24 protein-coding genes and 1 pseudogene are annotated in these 26,519 nt (G+C 48.0%); 20 read left to right on the forward strand and 5 right to left on the reverse strand.

Translation table 11 applies throughout. The features are described 5' to 3' along the window. Window position 1: 1 nt before the first annotated feature. Window positions 2-1,108, forward strand: coding sequence for an NAD(P)/FAD-dependent oxidoreductase (locus tag SYN6312_RS16025; protein ID WP_015125937.1), 1,107 nt, complete (start codon window positions 2-4; stop codon window positions 1,106-1,108). A gap of 17 nt (window positions 1,109-1,125) precedes the next feature. Here the strand turns inward: SYN6312_RS16025 and SYN6312_RS20005 are convergent, their stop codons facing one another. Continuing rightward, on the reverse strand, window positions 1,126-1,302 hold the full coding sequence (locus SYN6312_RS20005; RefSeq protein ID WP_015125938.1) for a hypothetical protein: 177 nt from the start codon (window positions 1,300-1,302) through the stop codon (window positions 1,126-1,128). A 270-nt stretch (window positions 1,303-1,572) separates the two neighbouring features. Between SYN6312_RS20005 and ligA the strand changes: the two genes are divergently transcribed. The 5 genes from ligA (at window position 1,573) to lysS (ending at window position 7,380) form a co-directional block, all read left to right on the forward strand. Further along, entirely contained in the window at window positions 1,573-3,651 is a 2,079-nt protein-coding gene (gene ligA / locus SYN6312_RS16030; RefSeq protein WP_015125939.1) for an NAD-dependent DNA ligase LigA, read from the forward strand. A 195-nt stretch (window positions 3,652-3,846) separates the two neighbouring features. Then, on the forward strand, window positions 3,847-4,572 hold the full coding sequence (locus tag SYN6312_RS16035) for a V4R domain-containing protein (protein WP_156804850.1): 726 nt from the start codon (window positions 3,847-3,849) through the stop codon (window positions 4,570-4,572). 108 nt (window positions 4,573-4,680) lie between these two features. Beyond that, entirely contained in the window at window positions 4,681-5,154 is a 474-nt protein-coding gene (locus SYN6312_RS16040) for a phycobilisome protein (protein WP_015125941.1), read from the forward strand. Between the two features lie 144 nt (window positions 5,155-5,298). Continuing rightward, window positions 5,299-5,769, forward strand: coding sequence for a phycobilisome protein (locus SYN6312_RS16045; RefSeq protein ID WP_015125942.1), 471 nt, complete (start codon window positions 5,299-5,301; stop codon window positions 5,767-5,769). Window positions 5,770-5,853: 84 nt separating this feature from the next. Then, window positions 5,854-7,380 carry a lysine--tRNA ligase gene (lysS, locus tag SYN6312_RS16050; protein WP_015125943.1) on the forward strand — a complete coding sequence of 509 codons (1,527 nt, stop codon included), beginning with the start codon at window positions 5,854-5,856 and terminating at the stop codon, window positions 7,378-7,380. 24 nt (window positions 7,381-7,404) lie between these two features. Here lysS and SYN6312_RS16055 read toward each other — a convergent pair whose 3' ends face one another. Then, window positions 7,405-7,839, reverse strand: coding sequence for a hypothetical protein (locus SYN6312_RS16055; protein ID WP_015125944.1), 435 nt, complete (start codon window positions 7,837-7,839; stop codon window positions 7,405-7,407). A gap of 94 nt (window positions 7,840-7,933) precedes the next feature. On the opposite strand from SYN6312_RS16055, the gene SYN6312_RS16060 reads away from it, so the two are divergent. The 9 genes from SYN6312_RS16060 to SYN6312_RS16100 all read left to right on the forward strand — a co-directional run bounded on the left by SYN6312_RS16060 (window position 7,934) and on the right by SYN6312_RS16100 (window position 16,820). Beyond that, window positions 7,934-9,538, forward strand: coding sequence for a TldD/PmbA family protein (locus SYN6312_RS16060; RefSeq protein ID WP_253276377.1), 1,605 nt, complete (start codon window positions 7,934-7,936; stop codon window positions 9,536-9,538). A gap of 8 nt (window positions 9,539-9,546) precedes the next feature. Next, on the forward strand, window positions 9,547-10,536 hold the full coding sequence (hpnA, locus tag SYN6312_RS16065; protein ID WP_015125946.1) for a hopanoid-associated sugar epimerase: 990 nt from the start codon (window positions 9,547-9,549) through the stop codon (window positions 10,534-10,536). A 109-nt stretch (window positions 10,537-10,645) separates the two neighbouring features. Continuing rightward, window positions 10,646-10,786: a type II toxin-antitoxin system HicB family antitoxin gene (locus SYN6312_RS20675; RefSeq protein WP_253276378.1), complete on the forward strand. Its 141-nt coding sequence runs from the start codon at window positions 10,646-10,648 to the stop codon at window positions 10,784-10,786. 121 nt (window positions 10,787-10,907) lie between these two features. Further along, complete coding sequence (locus tag SYN6312_RS16075; RefSeq protein ID WP_041430907.1) at window positions 10,908-11,852, forward strand: fatty acid desaturase family protein; 945 nt, start codon at window positions 10,908-10,910, stop codon at window positions 11,850-11,852. Between the two features lie 8 nt (window positions 11,853-11,860). Further along, window positions 11,861-12,871 (forward strand): alpha/beta fold hydrolase, encoded by a 1,011-nt coding sequence (locus SYN6312_RS16080; protein ID WP_015125948.1) that lies wholly within the window; start codon window positions 11,861-11,863, stop codon window positions 12,869-12,871. Window positions 12,872-12,892: 21 nt separating this feature from the next. Further along, on the forward strand, window positions 12,893-13,114 hold the full coding sequence (locus tag SYN6312_RS16085; RefSeq protein ID WP_051021058.1) for an XRE family transcriptional regulator: 222 nt from the start codon (window positions 12,893-12,895) through the stop codon (window positions 13,112-13,114). 408 nt (window positions 13,115-13,522) lie between these two features. Next, window positions 13,523-14,830: a type III glutamate--ammonia ligase gene (gene glnT, locus SYN6312_RS16090; RefSeq protein WP_015125949.1), complete on the forward strand. Its 1,308-nt coding sequence runs from the start codon at window positions 13,523-13,525 to the stop codon at window positions 14,828-14,830. Beyond that, a complete protein-coding gene (locus SYN6312_RS18525; RefSeq protein ID WP_015125950.1) occupies window positions 14,830-15,369 on the forward strand; it encodes a SprT-like domain-containing protein in 540 nt (179 codons plus the stop codon). Before glnT ends, SYN6312_RS18525 begins: the two co-directional genes overlap by 1 nt. A gap of 191 nt (window positions 15,370-15,560) precedes the next feature. Further along, window positions 15,561-16,820, forward strand: coding sequence for a SufS family cysteine desulfurase (locus SYN6312_RS16100; protein WP_015125951.1), 1,260 nt, complete (start codon window positions 15,561-15,563; stop codon window positions 16,818-16,820). Window positions 16,821-16,830: 10 nt separating this feature from the next. Here the strand turns inward: SYN6312_RS16100 and SYN6312_RS16105 are convergent, their stop codons facing one another. Beyond that, window positions 16,831-18,390 carry a phosphate ABC transporter substrate-binding/OmpA family protein gene (locus tag SYN6312_RS16105; protein ID WP_015125952.1) on the reverse strand — a complete coding sequence of 520 codons (1,560 nt, stop codon included), beginning with the start codon at window positions 18,388-18,390 and terminating at the stop codon, window positions 16,831-16,833. Window positions 18,391-18,542: 152 nt separating this feature from the next. Here SYN6312_RS16105 and SYN6312_RS16110 point away from each other — a divergent pair, with 152 nt between their 5' ends. Next, window positions 18,543-19,196, forward strand: a complete 654-nt coding sequence (locus tag SYN6312_RS16110; RefSeq protein ID WP_015125953.1) for a hypothetical protein — start codon at window positions 18,543-18,545, stop codon at window positions 19,194-19,196. Between the two features lie 32 nt (window positions 19,197-19,228). Here SYN6312_RS16110 and tnpA read toward each other — a convergent pair. Beyond that, a pseudogene (tnpA, locus tag SYN6312_RS19180) lies at window positions 19,229-19,689 on the reverse strand (IS200/IS605 family transposase). Between the two features lie 263 nt (window positions 19,690-19,952). Between tnpA and gatB the strand changes: the two are divergent. The 4 genes from gatB (at window position 19,953) to hrcA (ending at window position 24,243) form a co-directional block, all read left to right on the forward strand. Beyond that, complete coding sequence (gene gatB, locus SYN6312_RS16115) at window positions 19,953-21,446, forward strand: Asp-tRNA(Asn)/Glu-tRNA(Gln) amidotransferase subunit GatB (protein ID WP_015125954.1); 1,494 nt, start codon at window positions 19,953-19,955, stop codon at window positions 21,444-21,446. Window positions 21,447-21,539: 93 nt separating this feature from the next. Beyond that, window positions 21,540-22,391, forward strand: a complete 852-nt coding sequence (locus SYN6312_RS16120) for an LPS glycosyltransferase (protein ID WP_015125955.1) — start codon at window positions 21,540-21,542, stop codon at window positions 22,389-22,391. Window positions 22,392-22,593: 202 nt separating this feature from the next. Next, window positions 22,594-22,944 carry a rhodanese-like domain-containing protein gene (locus SYN6312_RS16125; protein ID WP_015125956.1) on the forward strand — a complete coding sequence of 117 codons (351 nt, stop codon included), beginning with the start codon at window positions 22,594-22,596 and terminating at the stop codon, window positions 22,942-22,944. Window positions 22,945-23,112: 168 nt separating this feature from the next. Further along, a complete protein-coding gene (gene hrcA, locus SYN6312_RS16130) occupies window positions 23,113-24,243 on the forward strand; it encodes a heat-inducible transcriptional repressor HrcA (protein WP_015125957.1) in 1,131 nt (376 codons plus the stop codon). Window positions 24,244-24,515: 272 nt separating this feature from the next. Here hrcA and uvrB read toward each other — a convergent pair whose 3' ends face one another. After that, complete coding sequence (uvrB, locus tag SYN6312_RS16135; protein ID WP_015125958.1) at window positions 24,516-26,513, reverse strand: excinuclease ABC subunit UvrB; 1,998 nt, start codon at window positions 26,511-26,513, stop codon at window positions 24,516-24,518. Between the last annotated feature and the right edge of the window lie 6 nt (window positions 26,514-26,519).

Genomic DNA, 26,519 nt, shown 5'->3' on the forward strand with positions numbered 1-26,519 from the left:
AATGACTAGCCTGACTCCAATGCCGATCCAGGGTGATCCCGGTGGTGATGTTTTTGATGTCATTATCGTTGGGGCTGGTTTATCGGGTCTAACCTGTGGGCAAGAGCTACAGCGGTCTGGACAACGGGTTCTAATTTTAGAAAAGTCTGCTGGCCTGGGGGGGCGAATTGCGACGCGGCGGATTGGGACAGATTGTTGGCTCGATCATGGTGTCCCGGCCTGGATAGCCCCCCCAGACTTTGACGATTTTCCCAATTGGCCCCAGTGGCAAGCCTTAACAACCGAGCTATTAACTAAGGAAATAATCCAGGCCTGGCCCGAGTTCACCCCCACTCAGCCCTCCGAACTTAGTCATTTTCAAGCTTATGCTGCTCCCCAAGGGATGACGAGCATTGCCAAACATTTAGCCCAAGGGTTAAGGATTGAGCGGCAACAGCGGGTCACGATGATTCAGGTGAATCCAGACCCCCAACTTTGGCAAGTGACCACGGTCAACCCCAAGGAAGTAGCCCAGGCCTGGTGGTGTAAGACCTTAGTTCTTGCGATTCCCGCCCCCCAGATCCACGAACTTTGCCGGCCCTTGAGCGATCATGGCCTGGCCCTGGAGTTTCTCCGCCATCTGGCCCAGGTGACTTACGATCCCAGTCTGACAGTGATGGTTGGCTTTGCCCCAGAGTTGAGGTCAGCTTTACCAGCCCTACCGGCCTTGGATCCGGATGATTCGCAAATTTGCTGGTGGGCCTGGGATAGCCAAAAACGACCGCAGCCAGCCCCTCCTGTGATTGTTCTCCACAGTACCCCGGACTATGCCCAGGCCAATTTTGAGGCTGTTCCCCTTGCAGATGCCGGTTATTACCTCTGGGCCTCGGTGCAGAAAAAATATGACTTACCAGATCTATTGACAGCCCCCAACTGGCTACAAGTCCATCGCTGGCGATATGCTCAAATTACTCAAGGCTATCCCAGGCCCTACCTCATTGCCCCGCTGTCACCGACTTTGATCTGTTGTGGTGATTGGTGTGGCCAGACGAACCCGGCCTGGGGGTTGGGGCGGGCCTGGGCATCTGGCATGGAAACCGCAAAGTTACTCACACACCCTCTCGCCTAGTTTTAGTTCCCTAAGGACTAGTCGCTGGCTCCCTCTAGGGCCTCAGGTGTAGCATTTTCAGATTCTTTGGCCTCATTACGGTTGTCATTGAAGAAGCGGCGGCCAAAGCGACCCGGAGACCGTTTACGAAACTTGCGGGCATAGGCCTGGTTACGGAGGGCTTTTTCTTTTTTAGGATTGCGGCGTTTAGCCATGCTGACCTCTAGGTAATTGGGCAGTGAACGGTGGAGGAAGAAAATAAACTCAAATAACTATGAAGCTGAGTGGGGAAAACCAGAGCCTCATAATTTGCGCGAATAACCATTGTACCCGATTTAATTTGATTCTCGGATAGTTTTTGGGGTGAGTGTCAGATACTCTGGTTGACATTGAGCCTATCTGACCCTATAACTACAAAGTCTTTTGACGCTTCAACGCCTAACTATTGAAGCCAGTGGCTTGAGCCGTTTCTCATTTTAAGCTGTATGACACAAAGTAATATCCCCGGCTTTCTTGTGGAGCCTGAAGAAAAAATCACCCAACTCCGCCAACTCCTGCACCAGGCCAGTTATGCCTACTATGCCCTGGATAATCCGATCATGGAGGATGCCGTCTATGACCAGCTTTATCACGAACTCCAGGCCCTCGAACAAGAATTTCCGCAGTTTATTACCCCGGACAGTCCTACACAGCGGGTCGGAGAAAAACCTGCTAGTCAATTTGTTTCAGTGCAGCACCATATCCCACTCTATAGCCTGGAAAATGCCTTTGATTTTGGCGAAATGCAGGCCTGGGAAGTGCGCTGGCAGCGGTATTGGCAAACGAATCAAGGGGCCGAACTGCCTACACCCGAATATGTCTGCGAATTAAAAATTGATGGCTCAGCGTTAGCCTTGACCTACGAAAAAGGTGTCTTACTCCGTGGGGTCACGCGGGGGGATGGCTCGGCTGGGGAGGATATTACCCCCAATGTCAAAACAATTCGTTCGATTCCTCTGAGATTAAATTGGGATAACCCGCCAGAGATTGTTGAAGTTCGGGGCGAAGCCTTTTTGGGGTTAGATGTCTTTCACCGCATTAACCAAGAGCGAGAAGCCAAAGGAGAAGCCCTGTTTGCCAATCCCCGTAACGCCGCGGCCGGGACTTTACGGCAACTGGATGCCCGGATTGTCTCCCAACGTCAACTAGATTTTTTTGCTTATACGCTACATTTGCCTGAGACCGATGATTTAAGGACAGTCAACTTCCCAGGCCCCGCTCCCACAACCCAATGGCATAGTCTGGAACTCTTGCAAAATATCGGGTTTAAGGTCAATCCCAACCGGCAATACTGTCCAGATTTAACCGCAGTCCAGGCCTACTATGATCTCTGGGCCACAGGACGTTTGGCTTTGCCCTATTTAACCGATGGCGTGGTGATTAAGCTCAATGATTTGGCGGTGCAGCAGGGCCTGGGGTTTACCCAAAAATTTCCCCGCTGGGCTATTGCCTGGAAATATGAACCCGAACAAGCCATTACGGCAGTTTTAGATATTACGGTGCAAGTGGGACGCACGGGAGCCTTAACCCCTGTGGCGGAATTAAATCCGGTTCAACTGGCCGGAACAACAGTTTCCCGCGCTACTCTCCATAATCGAGATCGTTTAGCAGAGTTGGATTTACATATTGGCGATCGGGTTGTGGTTCACAAAGCAGGTGAAATTATTCCAGAAGTTTTGCGGGTGTTTCCAGAATTACGCTCTCCTCACGCACAGCCCTTTGTTTTTCCCAGCCATTGCCCGGAGTGTCATGAACTTGTCATCCAGCCGAAAGATGAGGCGGTCACCCGTTGTGTTAACCCCACTTGTCCGGCTATTGTGCGCGGGTCATTGCTCCATTGGGTCAGTCGGAATGCCTTGGATGTGGAGGGCCTGGGGGAGAAGATTATTAGTCAATTAGTCGAGAAAGGCTGGGTGACCTCAGTCGCAGATCTCTATGATCTCCAGGCCCCGCAACTGGCCAACCTAGACCGCCTCGGAGCCAAATCTGCCGCCAACATCATCGCCAGCCTCGAAAAATCCAGACAAAAACCTTGGTCAAGAGTTCTCTATGGCCTGGGGATTCGTCATGTCGGTGCAGTCAATGCCCAAGTCATCGCCTCTGAGTTTCCCAGCGCGGCAACCTTAGCCCAGGCCAGCCTTGAGGACTTGAATGCAATTCATGGAATTGGCCCGGAAATTGCCCAGGCCGTAGTGGATTGGTGGCAAAATCCGGCAAATCACACCTTGATCACCCGCTTGTCCCAGGCCGGCCTGCAACTGACCACTCCAGACCTTCACCCTGTACCATCCAATTCGCAACCCCTCAAAGGCAAAACATTGGTTGTCACCGGGACATTACCCACTATGAGTCGTGCAGAGGCCAAAAAACGCATTCAACAGGCCGGGGGGAAGGTAACCGACAGTGTCAGCCAGAAAACCAGTTATGTCGTGGTCGGTGAAAATGCGGGGAGCAAACTCAGCAAAGCCCAAACTCTGAATATTCCCTGTCTAACAGAAGCCGAACTTGTAGAAATGTTGCAGTAAGCAAATATCCGTAAAATCACGGTACATCTTCTTAAGCTTCCCAAATAGGCTAGGGAATAGGGATATTGTCTCGGCTATGCAAACTGCTGACTTTTGTGATGGTGACTCATCATGATTGTCATAAGCATTTGTGCCACGGATGAGCCAGCCAATAAACCACTAAATCATACACATAGGGGGACATGTTGCGAACTCATGGTTGTATCTCAAAATACGGTTGCTCATCTTACCAGTCGTAATATGCTCCAGCCTCTTGCTACCCAAACTCTTCGCGAACGCCATCCTCAACGCCGAAATCACTTTAGTGTGGAGGATCATTTTCACTTTAATCGGGAGCAGGGCACAATCCATGACTGGCATCAAGCTCGGAACATCCTTGTTACCGAAGATTTTATCGTGGGTATGATCACTGGCCTGGAGCAGGAAGTTGGCCCCGCCTCAACCTTGGTGATGTACAAAATTGGGGAAGAGTGGGGCTTAAAAGATGCCGACTTTTTTCAACGAAACTTCCGACAAGAATATAACCGCGAATTGCGCCAAACCAATTTGAGCTTTTTGTTCGAGGCCTGGTGGTGGCCCTTTGTCACCCAAGGGTGGGGCAATTGGGATATTGATTTATCGGAGCAGAAAAATGGCTTTATGTTTATCAATATCTTTGATTCTGTTGTTGCTCGAACCTTAGGGGATGTGGGAAAACCGGTTTGCTATCTTTATGCCGGCATGTTTGCTGGATTTTTCACGGGCCTGATTAAAAAATCCCTCGGTTGTATCGAAATTCAATGCTATGCGATGGGGGAAACCTACTGTAAATTTCTGGTGGGTAAGCAGGAACGGATTGATGCCGCTTCATTCTGGCAAAACGAAGGTGCCTCCGCAAGCGATATCGAAAAACGGATGAAAAATGGGCAACTTTCCCCCTAGTCGCAAAAGTTTTTCTGGGTGATGGAGTGTATTTTTGAACATGAGATTTGAGATTGATTTTTAACTTTATCAGCCTTAACCCTGCTGTTATTAATCTGGAGGATGACTATGTTAACTCAACTAGATCGCTTGACCACAGAAGCCGATGGCCGGTTTGCAACTGCGGCAGAGTTAAAATTTCTGCGAGACTATTTAGATACTGTGGATGAGCGGGTCGAAACCTATAAGAAAATTGGTGCAGCAGCAGACAGTATGGTCTCGGAAATCCAACAGCGGCAGTTGTCAGCTAAATCCAGTTGCTACACATTTAGCGGCAAGGATCAAGCCAGTATTTGTCGCCGGGACTTAACCAATGCGATTCGTCTTAGTGCCACCGCGATGTTGTTTGCAGATTTGGATTTACTCCGGGACGGCTTTCTGCTTTGGTATCGCACCATTGTCAAGTCCTTTAACTATAGCCACATGGCTGAAAACACCTATGGCAAACAACTGCCAGACATGATGAAAAAACTGTTATCCCCCTTGGAATACACCTATATGCAACCCATCTTGTCCTTGAATCATTCGATTTTGTCCCAGTAAACTTTGGTCGGGAGACGGTTTAATGGCGGTTAATTAACTCATGCCTGGCATTGATCTTAAACAGCTTTTTAGTTGCCGTCTCCCCCAGTAGCTTCTTAAATGCGCGCTGGCCAAAACAAACGATTATTTCACAGGAAAATATTAATGTTTAAGCAGTTAACCCGTTTAGCCAATGAAGCCGATGGTCGATTTGCTAGCCCCTCCGAATTAAAATTTCTCAAAGACTACCTAGAAACCGTAGAGACGCGCATGAGTGCCTACAGCAAAGTTCGGGATGCTGAGACGACCATTACGGAGAAATTAGGCGCTACCCTGCAGTCCCAAAGTCCTTACATTTTCCAGAAAGGCAAGCAGGACTATAGTGCCGTCTGTCAACGAGATCGCCAGCACGTTTTACGGATATCGGCCACCTCCATGCTTTTTGATGACTTAGATTCTTTACGGGAAGGCTTCCTCCTCTGGTATCGAACAATCATCAAAGCCTTTCGGGATGAAAAAGCCTCCCAGGCCACCTACAAAGTTCTACCCAAGATCGTGAATGAACACTTGACTCCAGAAGAGGCCAAACTGATGCAGCCCGCCTTAGAGCTAGATAAATCCATCTTGGGTGAATAACATCCAGTCACAACTCCCCAGGCCCCGCGAACAATGGCAAAATCAGTAGGCGATGGAATTATGGGACTGTTTTAAGGAATTGGCATGGCTGAGGCAACGGATCACAGTGGCTCTGGGTTAGAAGAGATTAAAGCAACTCGTCGCGAAAAGGTGGCCAAACTACGGGATTTGGGAATTAACCCCTATGCCTACCAGTTTGATCGCACTCATTCCGCCGCCCAACTCCAGGCCCAGTACGTTGATCTCAAGGATGGGGAAACGGTAGATGTGCAAGTGGCGGTGGCCGGGCGCATCCTGAATCGGCGGGTGTTTGGCAAATTAGCTTTTTTTACTCTTCAAGATGAAAGCGATACAATTCAGCTTTATTTAGATAAACAAACAATCCAGGCCAACATGGGCGAAACCGACCCCCAGGCCTTTGATCACCTCAAGCAACTCACCGATGCCGGGGATATTTTGGGAGCAGTTGGCACCATTAAGCGCACCGAAAAAGGCGAACTCTCGGTTTATGTCCACACCTACACAATTCTGACCAAATCCCTCCTGCCTCTTCCCGACAAATGGCATGGCCTGACCGATGTCGAAAAACGCTATCGCCAACGCTATGTGGATTTAATCGTTAACCCCCAAGTCCGGCAAACCTTTCGTCAACGGGCCTTGATCACCGCCGCTATCCGCCGTTACTTAGATGAACAGGGCTTTATTGAAATTGAAACACCTGTTTTGCAAGCTGAAGCGGGGGGAGCCGAAGCTAGGCCCTTTATTACCTATCACAACACCCTAGAAATGCAACTCTATTTACGCGTTGCCCCGGAATTACACTTAAAACGCTTGATAGTGGGTGGCTTTGAGAAAATCTTTGAAATGGGTCGTCTTTTCCGCAATGAAGGCATCTCAACTCGCCACAACCCGGAATTTACCAGCATTGAAATTTACCAGGCCTATGCTGACTACACCGAGATGATGACCTTGACGGAAACTCTGATTACCTATGCCGCCGAAACTGTTTTAGGCACGCTTCAGATCAACTACCAAGGCCAAAAAATTGATTTAACTCCTCCTTGGCGGCGCGTCACGATGTTTGATGTGGTGCAGGAAGCTACGGGGATGGATTTTCGCAAGTTTAGGAATCTCACTGAAGCCAAAGCTGCTGCCCAAAATGCTGGAATTAAAGATGTAGAAAAATGCGACACCATTGGCCGAGTTTTGAATGAAGCCTTTGAGCAAGCGGTCGAACCCAATTTAATTCAGCCCACCTTTGTCCTTGATTACCCGGTGGAAATTTCTCCCCTCGCCAAACCCCATCGATCCCAACCTGGCCTGGTGGAACGGTTTGAATTGTTTATTGTTGGGCGCGAGACAGCTAATAGTTTTTCAGAGTTAACCGATGCCGTGGATCAGCGTCAACGTCTAGAAGCACAAGCTGCCCGTAAAGAAGCCGGAGACTTAGAAGCCCACAGCATTGATGAAGATTTCCTCGCTGCCTTAGAACAGGGGATGCCACCCACCGGGGGCCTGGGGATTGGGATTGATCGGCTGGTGATGTTGTTGACCGATTCCCCCAGTATTCGCGATGTGATTGCTTTTCCCCTGCTGCGCCCAGAAACTTAGGCCCTTTTTAAACCCAAAACCCAACTAAATAAACCGCACCGTGCCACTGGGGCCAATACTGACACTACCGTGAACATTGGGGTTATTGGCTTTTGTTGCGGCGATATTGATCGTTAGGGTATTTGTACTGGCATTGAAATTGGAAGTGCTGAACATTAGGGGAGTTCCACCACTGTTATAAATCAGGATATTCACATCATTGACATAGTTCTTAATGGAAGGAAATGAAAAAGACCTTGACTTTCCAGGAGCTAGAGTATCGTTTTTAGCATTACCTTCACCGGCCACAACTGGTACACCAGAGTTGTTCACAACAATTACGGTTAACGCTCGACTGGGAGTAATTTTAGTTTGGGCCAGCACCTGAGCATCAAAGAATTGTGGGACAAAGATCGCCGGAGTACCAAATCCCAGGCCAGCCAAAGCAACAGATAAAACAATGGGCTTCCACGTAACCATAACTAACGATCCAAACACGATCACATTCAGATTACCCCCCGGCCCAGTCGATAACCTGAATCTCCATAAATCTTTTATCTTGTCAGGCTTGACGTTGCTTGACCAACAATTCCAGGCCTGGAGCTATCAAGCCTCAAACCAGTGTTGGAGATCCTTAGACTGTAAGTCTGCCACTGAGCTAAGATCACGGAGTTGCATCCTCCAAACCTATTCCTCATTGCCCATGACTCCTCTGGCTGCCCCTGTCTTAGCACCACCTCTCGAAGCTCCTGATCTGGCCCAGGCTTTAACCCAAATTAATACCCAAGCCGAATGGATTAGCTTACGTTACGTCCAAGAACAAACCACCACGCGCTCGGTTCGTGATGGCAACCCCCAAGTGAATCACCATGATCTCTCGGCCGGGGTGATGATTGAGGTTTTGGTGAATGGGCAACTGGGCTATGGGGCCGGTAATCGCTTGGATCGAGAGAGTTTGCAGCAAGCCGCAGATCGTGCCTATCAACAAGCCTTAAGAGCCTCGCAGTGGAGTTTGTCCCCTGTATCAGTGGCGATTCGGCCGGCTGTAGTCGGGGAATATCGAGGTTATGGACAGGATGCCTTGGGTGCCTTGGGGCCGGGGGAAATTAACGAACTCTTGCAAAAAATTTGTCAAACCCTGAAAGTCTCAGAAAAAATTGTCCAAACCACGGCCCTGATGCAAACCGTAGCCACCACATCCCATTGGGTCAGCAGCAATGGTGGGAATATTCGCCAAGACGTTCTCCAGGCCATCACCCACTATGCCGCCACGGCCCAAGATGGAGCCAATATTCAACAACGAACTGACAATGGGATGTTTGCCCGTTGCTATCAAGCTGGCCTGGAGGTTTTGGCAGCGGAATTGGTCTTAGAACGGGCCGCAAAGATTGGCAGTCAAGCTCTGGAATTGTTAACCGCCGCTGAATGTCCGACTACGACCACAAATTTGGTACTGGCTCCGGATCAAATGATGCTACAAATCCATGAAAGTATTGGCCATCCCTTGGAGTTGGATCGGATTTTGGGCGATGAGCGCAATTATGCCGGCAGTAGTTTTGTCAAGTTAGAGGATTTTGGGCAGTTGGTCTATGGCTCACCCTTACTCAATGTCACCTTTGATCCGACTGTCCCGACCGAGTTAGCCAGTTATGGGTTTGATGATGGCGGTGTACCGGCCCAACGAGAATACCTGATTAAAGAAGGAATTTTGCTGCGGGGCCTGGGGAGTGCGGAAAGTCAGTTGCGCTCTGGGGTTCCGGGGGTTGCTAACTTACGAGCCTGTTCCTGGAATCGGCCGCCCATTGATCGGATGGCCAATTTGAATCTTGAACCGGGAAGTAGGAGTTGGCAAGAGATCATTGGCAATATTGAACAGGGCATTTACATGGAATCCAACCGCTCTTGGTCTATTGATGACTATCGGCTCAAGTTTCAGTTTGGCTGTGAATATGCGCGGGAAATTAACAACGGGCAATTGGGGCAAGTCCTCCGTAATCCCAACTATCGAGGCGCAACACCCAACTTCTGGGGGAATCTGATTGCGGTGGGGGATCAATCAACTCTAGGGATTTTTGGCACACCTTATTGCGGGAAAGGGGAACCTAATCAAGCAATTCGGGTCGGTCATGCCTCGCCCGTCTGTGCCTTTGCCAATATTGAAGTTTTTGGCGGACATTAAGCTAAACCATGGGCCAGATTGCATTTGTGACCGGGGGCAGTGGCTTTGTGGGGGCCAATTTAATTCGCTTACTGCAAGAACAAGGCTGGCTGGTCAAAGCACTTGTCCGTAACCCTCAGCAAGCCATCACCCTTGAGGGCCTGGACATTGAACTGATTTCTGGGGATTTGAATCAGCCGAACTTAAGTCAGGTCATGACCGGCTGCCAGGCCCTGTTTCATGTCGCGGCCCACTACAGCTTATGGAGAAAGGATGAGAAACAACTCTATGAGAGCAATGTTTTAGGAACCAGAAATATTCTCAAAGCTGCCCACATTGCCGGAGTTGAACGCGTTGTCTATACCAGTTCTGTCGCTGCGATTGGGGTTGATCCAAGTGGAAAACCGGGAACAGAAGCCTATCAAAGTCCTCCAGAAAAGTTAATTAGTGCCTATAAAAAATCTAAATATTGGGCGGAACAGGAAGCGCACCAGGCCATTAAAAACGGTCAAGATATTGTTATTGTCAACCCCACCACACCCATCGGTCCTTGGGATGTCAAACCCACACCAACCGGAGATTTAATTGTCCGGTTTTTACGCAATCAAATGCCAGCTTATGTGGACACGGGGTTAAATTTAATCCATGTCCGGGATGTGGCCTGGGGGCATCTACTCGCCTATGCAAAGGGAAAAACTGGAGAGCGTTATATTCTTGGCCATCAAAACCTGAGCCTGAAAGAGATTTTAGAGAAATTGGCTGCTATGACTGGAAAAGCGGCTCCAAAAGTGACCATTCCCGTAATTGTGCCGTTAATTGTGGCCTGGATTGATGAAATGGTGTTGGGGCAGTTGGGAAAAACGCCAAGTGTGCCGGTGGATGGAGTCTTAATGTCAAAACAAAAGATGTATTACGACGCTTCCAAGGCCATCAATGAGCTAGATTTACCCCAAACTTCGGTAGATCAAGCTCTCAAAGAAGCCATTAAATGGTTTTTAGCGCATGGGTATGCTAAGTAAGTTGAAGAAGGACGAGGATTCATGAATGGCTACAATATGTATTGTTGAGTGGTCGGATGAAGATCAACTGTGACTAGCCACAATTTCAGAGTTTACAAATCTTGTTATCATGCCCTGTACCTATGGAAAAACTCGTGAAGAAGCCATTCAAAAGGGCGAAGAAGTGATTGAAATGTACTTAGACGCTTGGCGAGCAGAAGGGCAAGTCGTTCCTGAACCTAAAACACTTCATATGATGCCAACTAATTAGAACCGAAACCTGAATGTAATGCTGATTAAGGAAAGACTATCTATCTGCAAGTGTGTGAGTTTAATTATTGCACTACTATAGTGAATGCAACGGGACTGGTGACATTAAACTGCACGTACTCATGAGTAATTCTTCTACCCTGCCTCCCCTCAAGCCGCAACTGATCATTCCGACTGCTGAGTTGAAAGAACTAAATCAACGGTCAGATTGGAGAGGTAGTTTACAGCTATTAACCCATTTAATTGTGATGGTGGCCAGCGGCATTGTTTGGGGGGCACATTTGGCCTGGGCGCAGTGGTGGATTGCCTTGCCCGCTGGAGTGATCTATGGGTTTAGCCTCGCCTCGATGTTCGCCACGCTTCATGAAACCAGTCACCGAACCGCCTTTGCGAGTAATGCTGTGAATGATGCCGTGGCCTGGTTTGCTGGAATTTTATGCTTCTATAACAGCACCTTTTATCGCCGCTATCACAAATGGCATCACCGCTACACCCAACTCCCAGGCCAGGATCCGGAACTGGAAGACCCCAAACCAACCAATTGGCGGGAATATCTTTGGGAAGTGAGCGGCATTCCCTGGTGGCTGGGCAAAATTAAAGGGCATACGCAAATTGCGTTAGGAAAATTGGAAAACTGCCCGTATATCCCGGCAGAAGCCAGGCCGGAGGTGATTCGTTCAATTCGGTTCCAGCTATTGGTTTATGTCCTGTTTATTGGCATTTCTCTTGCCTTGCACCAACCTTGGTTTTTGACCTATTGGCTCATTCCCTTGGCGTTGGGACAACCAATTTTACGGGCAATTTTGTTGGCAGAACATACGGGCTGCACCTATGATGCAAACCCGCTCACTAATACCCGCACGACCTATACAATTTGGCCGATTCGCTTGCTAATGTGGAATATGCCCTACCATGCTGAACATCACCTGTATGCCTCAATTCCTTTCCATGCCTTAGCTAAAGCTCATGAGAAAATTAAAGCAAACTTAACCGAAATCGAGCCAGGGTATATCGCAGCAAATCGCAAAATTATTGATAGTTTCCAAGCGGCCCAGGCCCCCTCATGACTTAATCCATGGCTGAAACTTACACAATTCCTAACTTTGAGCTTCAATGTGGAGCGGTTTTATCTGAAGCCAACATTGTCTATCAAACCTACGGAGAATTAAACGCGGATCGTAGCAATGTGATTCTTTATCCCACCTCCTATGGCGCGCATCATTCGGATATTGACTGGTTGATTGGTCCTGATCGGATTCTTGATCCCAGCCGTTGGTTTATTGTGATTCCAAATATGTTTGGCAATGGCCTGTCGAGTTCGCCGAGTAATTGCCCAGAATGTCAACTAGCCGAATCTAACTTTTGGTTTACCCATGTTGATAATGTCCAGGCCCAGGAACAGTTATTAAGAATAGTCTTTGGAATTGAAAAATTAGCCCTAATTTATGGTTGGTCAATGGGCGCGCAACAGGCCTATCACTGGGGGGTATTGTTTCCGGATCGGGTTGAACGAATTGCAGCGTTATGTGGGACTGCTAAAACCACCGATCACAATCGCATTTTTTTAAAAAGTTTGCGCGCGGCTTTAACCGCTGACCCGGCCTGGGATGGCAGGCGATTTCAGAGGATTCCGGATCGGGGTTATCGTGCCTATGCTCAGATTTACGCGAGTTGGGCGGCCTCCCAGGCCTTTTATCGTCAAGGTTTGTATTACCAGTTAGGGTATGAGTCTTTAGAGGATTATTTAGAACGGGCCTGGGAAGCCAGTTACCGGAAACGAGACCCCCATAATCTGATTACCATGCTTGATACCTGGTTACGGTGTGATGTCAGTGATAATCCGATCTTTAAGGGGGATTATGAACAAGCCCTCAAATCCATTTCAGCAACAACTTTGGTGATGCCAGCCACAACGGATTTATATTTCACGCCTGAAGATTGTGCTGCTGAAGCCAATTTAATTCCCAATGCTGAATATTTACCGATTCCGTCAATCTGGGGGCATCGGGCCGGAAACCCTTACCAAAACCCAGAAGATGCCATCTTTATTCGTCAAGCCATCATCGAACTATTAGAGGATGATTGATGAGTTGAGTTTGGATATTCAGTGATCAAAATTGTTATAAACCAAAATGTATCTGATGCTGAACTAGCTGAGATCCTAAAAATAGATATTACTCAAGTTGTTGCCTTAATGTCCGGTAAATTAAGTGAGTTTTCTGCACCAGAATTATTTCAGTTTCTCAATGCCCTCGATCAAGATGTGAAAATTGTTGTTGGGCCGAAGTCTCAGCCTCAAGCGCGAACTTGTGTAATTGCGTCCTCATGATTACGTCCTTTGACTGGAGTTTGACCATTCCGATTGCCGAATTTTCCGAACCCAGGCCGTACCGTCCTTGCTGTCTTCCCGATCTCGCCATATCCCCAAAAAAGATTCATTCTCTAATGGCGTGGGTTGAAAACCTCCATCACTATGGGAGCTTTCATATTTGAGTTTTTAAAGCCTGGATTAAACCTAAAACTTGGGACTGAGCTTCCTGGGGAAGAGCGTTAAACTCCTTGATTAAATATTTCTCTGACATGGTGAACCCTTTCATTAAAAAGTTGAGACTGCTTGATTCCTAGAGTCATAAAATTCTGGAAATTTGCTATTGTGTCCTGTAACCAATGGCATCATGTCAAGACAACGAAGAAACTAAAGCTAACCTAAATCCGCAAATTTACCAACAAGCCTATTATGTCCCAACTCTACGAAACCGCCCGTAATCGAGGCATCCGTTATTTTCTAATTAGCTTTACGGACTTGTTTGGGGTACAACGCTCGAAATTAGTTCCCACTGCTGCTATCGATACGATGGCCACGAATGGGGCGGGATTTGCGGGATTTGCGGCCTGGTTAGATTTGACTCCGGCGGATCCAGATGTGTTAGCCATTCCCGATCTAGATACGCTGATTCAATTGCCTTGGAAACCTGAGGTGGCCTGGTTAGCCGCAGATTTAGTGACTCCCGCCTGTGAAGAAATTGCGCAAACTCCCCGTCTGGTGCTGAAGCGGGCCTTAAGGCAAGCCGCAGATTTAGGCTATCGGATTAAAACCGGGGTCGAGTGTGAGTTTTTCCTACTGTCTGCTGAGGAGTTAGCTTTATCAGATCCCAAGGATATCCAACCCAAACCCTGCTACGACCAACAGGCCCTGATGCGGCGGTTTGATGTTATTGCTGAAATTTGCGATGCCATGCTTGGCCTGGGGTGGGGCGCATACCAAAACGATCATGAAGATGCCAATGGTCAATTTGAGATGAACTGGCAATATGCAGATGCATTGGTTACGGCCGACCGTCATGCGTTCTTTAAGTTCATGGTCAAATCCATTGCCGAAAAACACGGGTTCCGGGCAACATTTATGCCAAAACCGTTTGCCCATCTGACGGGGAATGGCTGCCATACTCATCTCTCGGTTTGGGATGGAACTGGAGAACAGAATCTCTTTTTAGATGAAGCCGGCGAACTGGGCCTCTCGTCCTTGGCGTATCACTTTATCGCAGGGGTTCTCAAAAATACCCAGGCCCTCTGTGCGATCAGCAATCCGACTATCAACTCCTACAAACGGATCAATGCCCCTGTCACCACCTCTGGAGCTACTTGGTCGCCTAATTCTATTAGTTACAGCGGTAATAATCGCACCCACACCATTCGGATTCCGGATGCGGGCCGGTTTGAATTTCGTTTAGCCGATGGAGCCGCTAACCCCTATTTACTCCCTGCGGTTTTAATTGCCAGTGGATTAGAAGGAATTGAGCAAAAGCTAAACCCCGGCCCCCGCCATGACAACAACAACTACACCGATCCCCTCCCCTTAGACACTGCCCCTAAATTACCGGGTAATCTTTTGGATGCCTTGCGCAACTTAGAAACCAACCAAACCCTGAACCAGGCCTTGGGCCAACCCTTTGTCACGGCTTATCTGAAACTGAAGCATCAAGAGTGGCAGTCTTTTGGCCAGCAAGTTACCCCCTGGGAATTGGAACATAGTCTGGATGCTTGATGAACATTCGCTTTCAACTGGGAACGGTCAATCTTGAGGAAGAACCCGGCCGGGTGCTTAAGACTCGGATTATCGCCGCCCACGACCAGGCCCTTCAGCGGATCCAACCTTATCTCACACTCCGTCAAGCCCGTTTACTAGACCAAGCCGTCATTGTCAGTTTTAGTGAGCGGATGCGTAGTTGTGCCGGGCGGGCCATTGGCGGCCAGGAAATCAAACTCAACTATAGATTGTTGCGCCAAAATCCGACTGAATTAATTCCCACCTATCTGCATGAACTCGCCCATATTCTCGCTTACCGCCTGTACCAGGCCCGAGGCCATGATCCCCATTGGCAAGAACTCATGGCCTGGATTGGCCAATCTCCCCAGCGCACTCACCAAATGGATGTATCCCACCTTAAATATCAACAACGGCGATATCGCTATCTCTGTCATTGTTCTGAGCATTTCATTTCTGCCCATCGCCATACCAAAGTTTGCCGGGGAGTTACCTATAAATGTCGTCACTGTTATGGAGTTTTAAGGGCAGTCAGTTAGCAGTTTTGTGAGTTACAGCCCCTTGTATGCAACTTGAACTCGACCAGATTTGTAAGCCAGCCGGTTCTCAACTATGATCTCAATATCAATCGGTAAAGCTCAAATCAACGGAACTGCCATCCCCCCCCTGATTAGCCCCCTTCACTATCATAGAGGCCTAACATCTCCTCTCCTAGCCTGGTATATCCCCCATGACAATGACCCAAACTCGCCCCCTTGCCGATTTAGTCCGCGCCGATTTTCCGATTCTTCAGCAACAAGTTCACGGCAAACCCCTCGTCTATTTAGATAATGCTGCCACCTCCCAAAAACCCCAGGCCGTGATTCAAACCCTTGTGGACTATTATCAGGGCTACAACGCCAACGTCCATCGCGGTGTCCATACCCTCAGTGACAAAGCCACAACAGCTTATGAAGGTGCTCGGGATAAAGTTGCTAAATTTATTAATGCCCGTTCTCGTCAGGAAATTGTCTATACCCGTAATGCCAGTGAAGCGATAAATTTAGTGGCCTATAGTTGGGGGTTAAGTCATCTCGGGCCTGGGGATGAAATTATCCTCACGGTTTTTGAACATCACAGTAATTTAATCCCTTGGCAACTGGTCGCTCAAAAAACGGGAGCTATCCTCAAGTTTGTAGAGTTGGATGCACAACAATCCTTCAACTTCCCCCAATTTCAAAGCCTATTATCGGATAAAACTAAACTGGTTGCAGTTGTTCATGTTTCTAACACCTTAGGCTGCATCACGCCTGTGGCCCAAATTGCCGAGTTAGCCCATGCTGTTGGCGCAAAGGTTTTAATTGATGCTTGCCAAAGTGCGCCCCACATGAAGCTGGATGTCCAGGCCCTTGATTGTGATTGGCTGGTGGCCTCAGGACATAAGATGTGTGCCCCGACGGGAATCGGCTTTCTCTATGGAAAACTGGATTTGCTCCGTTCCATGCCACCATTTTTGGGAGGCGGAGAAATGATTGCGGATGTCTTTTTTGACCATGCTACCTATGCCGACCTACCCCATAAATTTGAAGCCGGGACACCCGCCATTGGTGAGGCCATTGCCTTGGGTGCAGCCATAGATTATCTGAATGCCATTGGCCTGACAGCCATTCACAATTACGAAGCTGAATTAACCGCCTATTTATGGCAAAAACTGAGTGACATTCCCGAATTAACGCTTTACGGCCCAGCTCCTGATCCAGAGGGTTTCGGTCGCGCCGCCTTAGTCAGTTTTACCGCCGGTGACGTGCATCCCCATGATTTATCCACAATTCTCGATGAGTCAGGCATTGCGATCCGGGCCGGTCATCATTGCACCCAGCCATTACATCGCTATCTCAACGTTCAATCTACAGCCCGGGCCAGTTTATATTTCTACAACACCAAAGCTGAAATTGATGCCCTCGTGATTGCCCTCAAAGAAGCCATCAGTTTTTTTGCTGGGATATTTTGAGAGCAGAACCCTAATTTAAGCGCACTAGGCGAATTTCTGTCCGCTGGTTCCGAATATCTGCTGGGGAAATCCCACTGAGGGGCTGGCTAAATCCTTTGCCTTCGGCAACCACAGTTGGTTTTATCCCTTGAGTCTTAAGGAAATTGGCCACCACCTGGGCCCGTTGTTGACTTAAACTCTGGTTGAAACTCGCTGAACCCGTCCGGGAGGTATGGCCAATCACCCGCACGGCAACGGTAGCTGGATTAAATTCACTGATGTCACGGGCTAATTCTTGGAGAGTTTGTGTACTTGCGGGAGTGAGTTGGGCTGAGCCAGTAGCAAATTTTACCTCTCCACGGATTTGCAAATTCCCAATATTAGTGGCTGTGGCAACCTGTTGAGCCGTGACGGGTTTGGCAGTGGTTTGGCGGTTTTGCCCCCCTGCTAATTTATCGGCCAGTTCTGGATTATCGGCGCGGACTAGATCAATCAAGGTCTGGGTATTGGTGGCAGCCCGCGTCAAAAATTCGGGCGTATAGAGGTCTTGGGTATCCTTCGGGAGTTGGCTCAGTCGTCCAGCTAAGACCAAAATGGCAGCCGTGGCCTGGATTCGTTGCTGGAGAATTTTTTTCTGCATCCATTGCAGGGCTTCGGGGGCTGTGAAAAACTCAATGCCTCGCAAGACTGTCGCCGCATCAGTGGGGGTTAAGTTACCATCTTGGGCAATTTGTTCTTGGAGTTGAGCCGAAACACGAATGTTGGCATCAATGCGGCGGTAGTAGTTTTCTAAAAATGTTGTGATTGCAACTGGCTGAGACTGAATTAAGCGATCACTGGCAACAATCACATCCACAATGGCGGTGGGGGCATCTTGACTGGAAAGGACGACCGTATTTTTAGCTTGCCGGGCCTGGGTGACATAGGGTTCCCACAACACTGCTAAAGCAATATTTTGCTGGGGATCTTGCATCAGTTTCCAGGCCTCGGAGGCATCAGCAACCTGAATCACATTAAAATCTGACAGATTAAAAGCATCAAACTTGGTGTCTAAGACCAGAGCCAAAAATTCGCTGGGGGTATCGGCAGCAAAGGCAATACTGACAGGTTGACCGGCCTGTTGGCGTTGGTTAACAAGGGTTTGTAAATCTAAGAGCGATTTCAGTTGGGGATATTGACGGGTATTCAGGACAACGGCATCGGCCCCAACCGTGCGATCAATCAGTCCAACAATCTTACCTTGGGGCCGTTGGGTAAGAAATTGATCCAGAGTAGTAACGACTAAATCCGCTTGGTTCTCTCCTAGGGTTTTAGCCCGAACCGCCTGATCAAATTCATCTCTATATATCAAGTCAATCCCGGATTCTTTGAGGGCCTGGAGAAATTGAGGATTCCGAAAGGTACTGTAGCCGCTGAACGTATCTCCCAAGAGGGTCAGGCGTGTCATCTGGGCCTGGAATGTAGTGGAACTGGGGGCAGAAGAGTTCACCAGGCCTGGGGCATAACGGTTCAACGCCCAAAACCCTGCCCCTAACAGGCCAGCCGTAACGGCTAAAGAGGCAAAAAGGGTGAAAACAGTTCCCTGGCGCACTATTTTATATCCCCATAAAAGTCAGTTCGCGATCAGAGTCCACCTGGCCCGAAGAACGGCAATCTTTTCCCAGGCCAAGCCCGAGAGTTGCATAGAATCTTAACTTGCCAGATACATTTAGCATTGTTGGTAATGGACTAGTTAAGACTCCCATGATACGACCTTATTTAACATCCCTTGGAATTAGCGCACTAATCTCAAGTAGTATCATCGGTGTTGCCATTTTTGCCCCAGTCAGAACCGTAACAGCCCAGCCACAACCCAGCCCCCAGACCTATAATCTCTTGGGTATTACCTTTCAAACCCCCGGCCCATTTTCACCACCCCGAGCTATTGCGGATGGAGTCGCTGTTGTTTATCCCCCCGTGGCGACACCCGGCGAGCATGAATTATTAGTCGGTATTCAAGAAATTCCTGCAGCCGATAGTATTCTGGGGAGTTTGTCTACAGTGGAGCTGATGAATTATTTGCGCTATAGCTTAGGAACTGGGCCCTTAGTGAATCCTGTCACTCCGGTTAATCGGGTTATGTTTGGGCGGCGGCTTCAGGGTGAGGCATTAGTTAAAAACCCTACGGATCCAATTTACCAAGAGTTTTACATTGTCCGCTTAAGTACGGGAAGCCGCTTAGGAATTAAGTTAGAGGCGGCCCAGCAAGTTCCCCTGGCTGAAGTGGACGCGGTGTTTAGTGCGGTTGCCGCTAGTTTTCAGGAATTAGAACCCAAAAGCCGGGCCTGGAAACAGAGTATGGAATGGTGGAAATATCCCAGTTCCCCAATCACATCTGGAACTAGCTTTTCTCGTTAAATAAAGCCTCCCCACCGCAAGCGGACGGGGTATCAGTATGAAAAAATACTGAGTTGCCCATCTCGGTGTAACTGCAGATACTCTTGCCCTTGATTCTTCACATCGCTTGCAATTATTCTCTCGTCACCATGTTTTCCAACTGTACTCGCAAAATAGCCATCACTCCAAAATTCTCCTCCCCATCACTGACGCTTTACTTCGGGGCACCGCTTAAAAATTTCACGGGCAGTCAAGCTTTTTAGCATGGTCACTAACTTTGTCACACTATATGTCGGAAATATGTCGGAACAGATTGGACTAAAAAATGAACAGGAGTCTTACCGACCCCAATCTCTACAAATTTAATTTCATCGCGTTTCTCTATGTCTAAACAGACCTCCCTCAGTACTTCATCCACTCGCTCATCAATAACTACTCGGCGATATTTAGCCGGAAAAACTAGACGATATAACAAAACCGTGACGTTATGACTCTTATGAATGTACTCGCTCATTGCTTAAGATTACGCCCCTTTCTTGAATGCCCGAAGGACTATAGGGGCGGGGAATTTACCCGAAGCGATTAAAATTAGTTCAGACTCTTTGGCTAGAAACTGCTGTCAAATAGAGCCAGTCATTTCCGCATCCAGATGAGGCTTTATCACGGATAAAATTGCTCCAAAAAGCTTAATCCACCAGGCCCCCAGCAGTATGTTAAGGTAGCGATACTAACTCTCAACTGACTCCAAATCCTTGACTGCGGCTGAGTTGAACCGATATGACTGCTACTTTGACGAACACCACCATTGCCACTGAGTATGAAGCCGTTATTGGCCTGGAGGTTCATTGTCAATTGAGTACAAATACCAAAATTTTCTCCAACAGTTCCACCCAATTTGGCCAGCCCCCCAATACCAATGTGGATCCAATTTGCTTAGGACTGCCCGGAACTCTCCCCGTTCTAAATCAGAAAGTTTTGGAATATGCGGTTAAAGCAGGGTTAGCCCTCAATTGTCAGATTGCCCCCTACAGTAAATTTGACCGGAAGCAGTATTTTTATCCGGACTTGCCGAAAAACTACCAAATTTCCCAGTATGATTTACCGATTGCTGAGCATGGTTGGCTAGAAATTGAACTTTTAGATGAAAACGAACAACCGATTCGCAAACGGATTGGGATTACACGGCTGCACATGGAAGAAGATGCCGGGAAGTTAGTCCATGCAGGCAGTGATCGCCTCTCAGGATCGAGCTATTCCTTGGTAGATTTCAATCGGGCTGGGGTGCCGTTAGCCGAAATTGTCTCTGAACCTGATTTACGCTCTGGTCAAGAAGCGGCGGAATATGCCCAAGAACTGCGGCGAATCTTACGGTATCTGGGGGTCTGTGACGGGAATATGCAGGAAGGCTCCCTCCGGTGTGATGTGAACATTTCCGTGCGGCCGGTGGGAACAGAGAAATTTGGCACCAAAGTTGAGATTAAAAACATGAACTCCTTTAGTGCGATCCAAAAAGCGATTGACTTTGAAATTGCTCGTCAAGTCCAGGCCCTGCGAGAGGGTGAAAAACTAGTCCAAGAAACCCGCCTCTGGGATGAAGCCAGCCAACAAACCTTTACAATGCGGGTCAAGGAAGGCTCCAGTGATTACCGTTATTTCCCGGAACCAGATTTAGGCCCGATTGAAGTTAGTGAAGCCCAACACCAGGCCTGGTTAGCTGAACTCCCCGAACTCCCGGCCCAAAAACGGCATCGCTACGAATCGGAATTGGGACTATCGGCCTACGATACCCGTGTTCTAACCGATGAGCGCACCACCGCCGAATATTTTGAAGCCGTTGTTGCCGCCGGAGCCAATCCCAAACAAGCGGCCAATTGGATTATGGGGGATATTACGGCCTACATCAAAACCGAAAAACGCACCTTAGTGGATATTCCCTTAACCCCGGCTGGCCTGGCTGAGTTGATTGGCTTGATTGAAAAAGGAACGATCAGTAGCAAAATTGCCAAAGATATTCTCCCGGAATTACTGCTGAACGGTGGCTCTCCCCAGGCCTTGGTTGAGAAAAAAGGGCTGGTGCAGATGTCCGATACAGGCGAACTGGAAAAACTGATTGATGAAGTCCTCGCGGCCCACCCCGAAGAACTAGCCCAATATCGGGCGGGGAAAACGAAACTCCAGGGCTTCTTTGTCGGACAGATGATGAAAAAAACCGGTGGGCGGGCTGATCCCAAACTCACCAACCAACTGCTGCAGAAAAAACTCAATGCCTAATTTGGGCCAACTCAAGACTTCGGGCCGTAAGCTGTTCCTGTCACTCTCCCCCTGCTCAAGCCAAGTTCATTTCTGGAGTGTTGCGACTTCCTTATGCCCATTCATCTGATTTTTGCCCTAGATAAAAGCTACTTGTTTGGCTTAATCACGGCAGTTAATTCAATTCTGCAAAATACAGCCTCACCGGGTCGTCTCTTTCTCCACATTATTACTCCGCCCACTGAGGCCACGTTCTTTGAGTCCGAAATTAACGCCTATTTTCCTCACCCACCGTTTCAGTTCCGTGTCCGTGAGTATCATCCCAACCCGATCATTCAAGACTATGTTCAACGCAAATATCAACCCAAATCCCGCAAGAGTGAGAACGCCATCTTCCTGCTCTATTCCCGACTATTTCTGAAGGATATTTTTCCCGACCTGGGCAAGGTGATTTTTCTCGATACGGATTTGATCGTTCTCCAAGATATTGCGGCCTTGTTTGATTCGATTTCGTTTACTTCTGAGCATTATTTTGCGGCGACCCCCAATTTTTTTCCGGCAATTTTTCATTTTTCCCGACCTTGGGTGGCGATCTCAGAACTGCGGAAATTTAAGCAAACCTTTAATGCCGGAGTTTTATTTATAGATTTGAGCTTTTGGGGGGATCAAAACTATCAACAACTCTACCGTTATTTGGAGTGGGAAGCCCAGTACAATTATCGGCTGTTCCAACTCAATGATGAAACCCTGCTGAACCTGATGTTCAAAGACTATATTCACCTCGATCGGAAATGGAATTGCTGTGGGTTTGGTAATTATCGCTGGATTAGTTGGGCCTTGCGCAAACCCCGCTCAGAAATTGGAATTCTTCATTGGAGTGGTGGCCACCATAAACCTTGGTCATCCAAAAATATTCCCTATGCAGAACTTTGGCATGCTTATGCCTTAGGAAAATCACCCCCCTAAATTATGAGGCGATAGTGAAAATTACTATTTATAGCGTTACACAGACTGTTCTGAGAGAGTAGAGATCTTAAAAAGATTCCCCATCAAGTATTTCTTGACTTCTCCCAATAACAGCCCTACGTGAGTAACGCTATGTGTGAAAATATTTATCGCGCCTGATTCCTGCCCATAATAAAGTCAACTCTGACAATGGTTAATCAAGATGGTCTATGGCAGAGGCTTAGAAGCCGTGACAGTTCAAGATTTAGAGCAGCAACTCGCCAGTGGTAATCCGGTGGTGCAATTGGTGGATGTGCGCGAACCAGCGGAACTGGAGATTGTCGCCATTCCCGGCTTTATCAATTTACCCCTCAGCCAATTTGAGCAGTGGCAGGGCAAGATTTCCGCAATTCTTGACCCAACCAAAGAAACTTGGGCATTGTGCCATCATGGAATCCGCTCGGCCCAGTTTTGTCACTGGTTGAAACAGCAGGGCTATTCCCAGGTCAAAAATATTACGGGTGGGATTGATGCCTATGTTGATGAAATTCAGCCAACCTGGCCCCATTATTAAGCCCGATCTGCTATTGTTCAGCAAAAATCCTTAAACTCTCTTAAACTATCGCTATAACTCTCTCCTGGTTGGTCGGAATTCAGTCCCTTAGGTTGGTATCCATCGCCCAGAGACATTCTCTAAAATTTATTTGAATTTATTTTTAGCAATCTCGTTGTGAATTTACCTATGCCCCTCGAACTGAGTCAACGTCAACAGCAGGTTCTCTCCGCCACTATTAACCACTACATTGCCACAGCCGAACCCGTAGGTTCTAAGGTTTTAGTTGATGAATATAATCTACAGGTGAGTTCGGCAACCATTCGCAATATCATGGGGGTTTTGGAAAAGTCTGGATTACTCTATCAACCCCATACTTCAGCGGGGCGAGTTCCCTCTGATTTTGGTTATCGGATTTATGTGGATCAGTTAATTTCACCGATCCCAGATTTTGCCCGGCGGGTTGAAAAACTATTAGCTCAACGTTTAGACCCTGAGAAGCCAGACCAATGGGAAAAGCCCGGCCTGGAAGCAATTTTACGCAGTGCGGCCCAATTACTTTCAACCTTAAGTGGCTGTGTCACCTTAATTACCATGCCGCCAACCCTCGGAAATACGATTTATGTGGTCAAGTTAGTGGCGATTGCCCCTGATCAGGTGATGGTCATTGTCATTTTAGATAGTTATGAAACCCAGTCAGTGGTTTTGCAACTTCCCCCAGGCCAGAGCAGTGAAACCAATGAACAAGTGTTACAGGTTTTAACGAACTTCCTAAATCATCATCTCCAAGGCAAAACCTTAGCCCAACTCTCGGTCTTAGATTGGCAAAAGCTGGATGCTGAGTTTCAATCCATTGCCCAAGAAGTCCAACAATTACTCACAAGCCTTATCCCCCAAACTCGACTTCGGAAGTCAGGTACGTTTATTGTCACAGGCCTGGCAGAAGTGATTCAACAACCGGAATTTTCCCAACGAGAACAGGTGCAATTATTACTGCAATTATTAGAAGCTGAAACCGAACAACTCTGGTCACTCATTGGAGCCTGGGATGAAGAACACACCAACATAAACCCAGGCCAGCGGTTTGGCCCCCTAGCCACGCGTGTCCGTGTCACCATTGGAACCGAACATCCTCTTCTCCCGTTGCAATCCTGTGCTTTAGTCTCCAGTGTCTATCGGCGGGGCAATTGCCCAATGGGAACGATTGGGGTCTTAGGCCCAACTCGAATGCCCTATGCCCGTACCATGACCCTAGTGGAAACTGCGGCCGATTATCTATCAACAACATTGATTTCTGAGGGGACTTTAGGAATTTCCTAATCGCAAGATGAGATTATATTGGGATGGAACTCTATCACATTTCTCATCTACAGCGTTACGCAGACTGTTCCGAGAGAGTAGGAATCTTAAAAGGACTGCCTATAGAGCATGTCTTGACTTGTCCCAATAAGGGCCCTAAATGAGTCACGTTATAGTTGGGTCGGGGGCCGGATCAGCGAAAATTAACGGACTCACCCTAGCAAGATTAACAAGAAGTTTATGAATCAGATTTGAATTGAGCCAAGCCATTCCGGTACAAGCGGTTGATTCGTTCAGTGCCCTAGAAGCTTATCCCGTAGCTGTTGAATTTGATCCCGGAATTTGGCTGCTGCCTCGAATTCTAACTTTTTGGCTGCATCTTTCATTTGGCCCTCTAGTTGTTGAATTAACTCTGGAACTTGATCCAAGGATAAATCATCAACCTGTAAAACAGCCGTTTCTAATTCTTGGGCATTGAGGCGGCGGGACACATCTAAAAAAGCCAAAATTGCATTACTAGATTTTTTAACAATGGGTTGGGGGATAATGCCATATGTTTCATTATGGGCCTGTTGAATTTGGCGACGGCGATTCGTTTCGGAGATCGCTTTTTCCATACTGTCAGTAATTCGGTCAGCATACAAAATGGCTTGTCCCCGAATATGACGGGCGGCCCGGCCAATGGTTTGAATCAGAGAACGCGCGGCCCGCAAAAACCCTTCTTTATCAGCATCTAAAATCGCTACGAGGGATACTTCCGGTAAATCTAGCCCCTCCCGTAATAGGTTTACGCCAATCAAGACATCAAAAGTACCTTTGCGCAGATCATCGAGGATTTCAATCCGTTCAATCGCATTAATTTCGGAATGTAAATAGCGAACTCGGACATGGCGGTCTTGAAAATATTCCGATAAGTCCTCCGCCATCCGTTTGGTTAAGGTGGTAATTAAGACCCGTTCTTTGAGTTGAGTCCGTTGCTGGACTTCTGCCATGAGATCATCAATTTGCCCTGTCGTGGGCCGGACAAAAATCTCTGGATCAATCACCCCCGTGGGTCGAATAATTTGCTCGACAACGTGATCTTCTGAGACTTCAATTTCCCAATCCCCCGGCGTGGCCGAAACAAAAATACATTGCTGCACCTTATCCCAAAATTCTGGGGCTTTCAGGGGACGATTATCCGCCGCACTGGGCAACCGAAATCCATGATCAATGAGAACTTTTTTGCGGGCCTGGTCACCGTTATACATGCCTCGAATTTGTGGCACGGTGACATGGGATTCATCAATCACGAGCAGCCAATCATTGGGAAAATAGTCAATTAAACATTCCGGGGGGTCTCCGGCTTGGCGACCGGCTAAATGACGGGAATAGTTTTCAACGCCATTGCAGTAGCCCACTTCTTGGAGCATTTCTAAGTCATAGCGGGTGCGTTGATCAATCCGTTGGGCTTCTAAGAGTTTCCCTTCCGACTCTAGCTTCAGCACTTGTTCTTTTAATTCAGTGGCAATCTCCTCACAGGCCTGGGCCAATCGTTCAGCGGGGGTGACAAAGTGGCGGGCGGGGTAAATATTTAACCCTTGTAAACTTTGAATCGTTGCGCCTGTGATTGGATCTATATAGCGAATGGCTTCCACTTCATCCCCGAAAAACTCAACCCGAATTAAGCGATCCTCATAGGCCGGGCCAATCTCTAAAACATCGCCTTTAACCCGAAATCGACCCCGGCCTAAATCCACATCATTACGACTGTATTGAATATTGGTTAAATCCCGTAACAGTTGCCGTTGCTCGACTTCTGCCCCGACTCGTAAGGGAATTGAAGCCTTCAAATATTCCGCTGGCATCCCTAAGCCATAAATGCAACTAATCGAAGCGACCACAATCACATCTCGCCGTTCAAATAAAGATCGGGTGGCACTGTGGCGGAGCATATCAATTTCTTCGTTAATCGAGGCACTTTTTTCAATATAAGTATCGGTGACAGGAATATAGGCTTCCGGTTGGTAATAGTCGTAATAGGAGATAAAATACTCAACCGCGTTATCTGGAAAAAACTCCCGCAGTTCATTACACAGTTGCGCCGCTAGGGTTTTGTTATGGGCCAGGACTAAGGTAGGTCGGCCAACTTCGGCAATGGTTTGGGCAATGGTAAAGGTTTTTCCGGTTCCGGTCGCGCCTAAAAGCGTTTGAAAGCGATGCCCGGCCTGGATACTATTGACCAGTTTGGTGATGGCCTGGGGTTGATCGCCAGTGGGTTGAAAGGGGGCCTGGATTTGAAACTCTGACATAAATGC

It is taken from the genome of Synechococcus sp. PCC 6312 (assembly GCF_000316685.1).
In the GTDB taxonomy this organism is placed as follows: Bacteria; Cyanobacteriota; Cyanobacteriia; order Thermosynechococcales; family Thermosynechococcaceae; genus Pseudocalidococcus.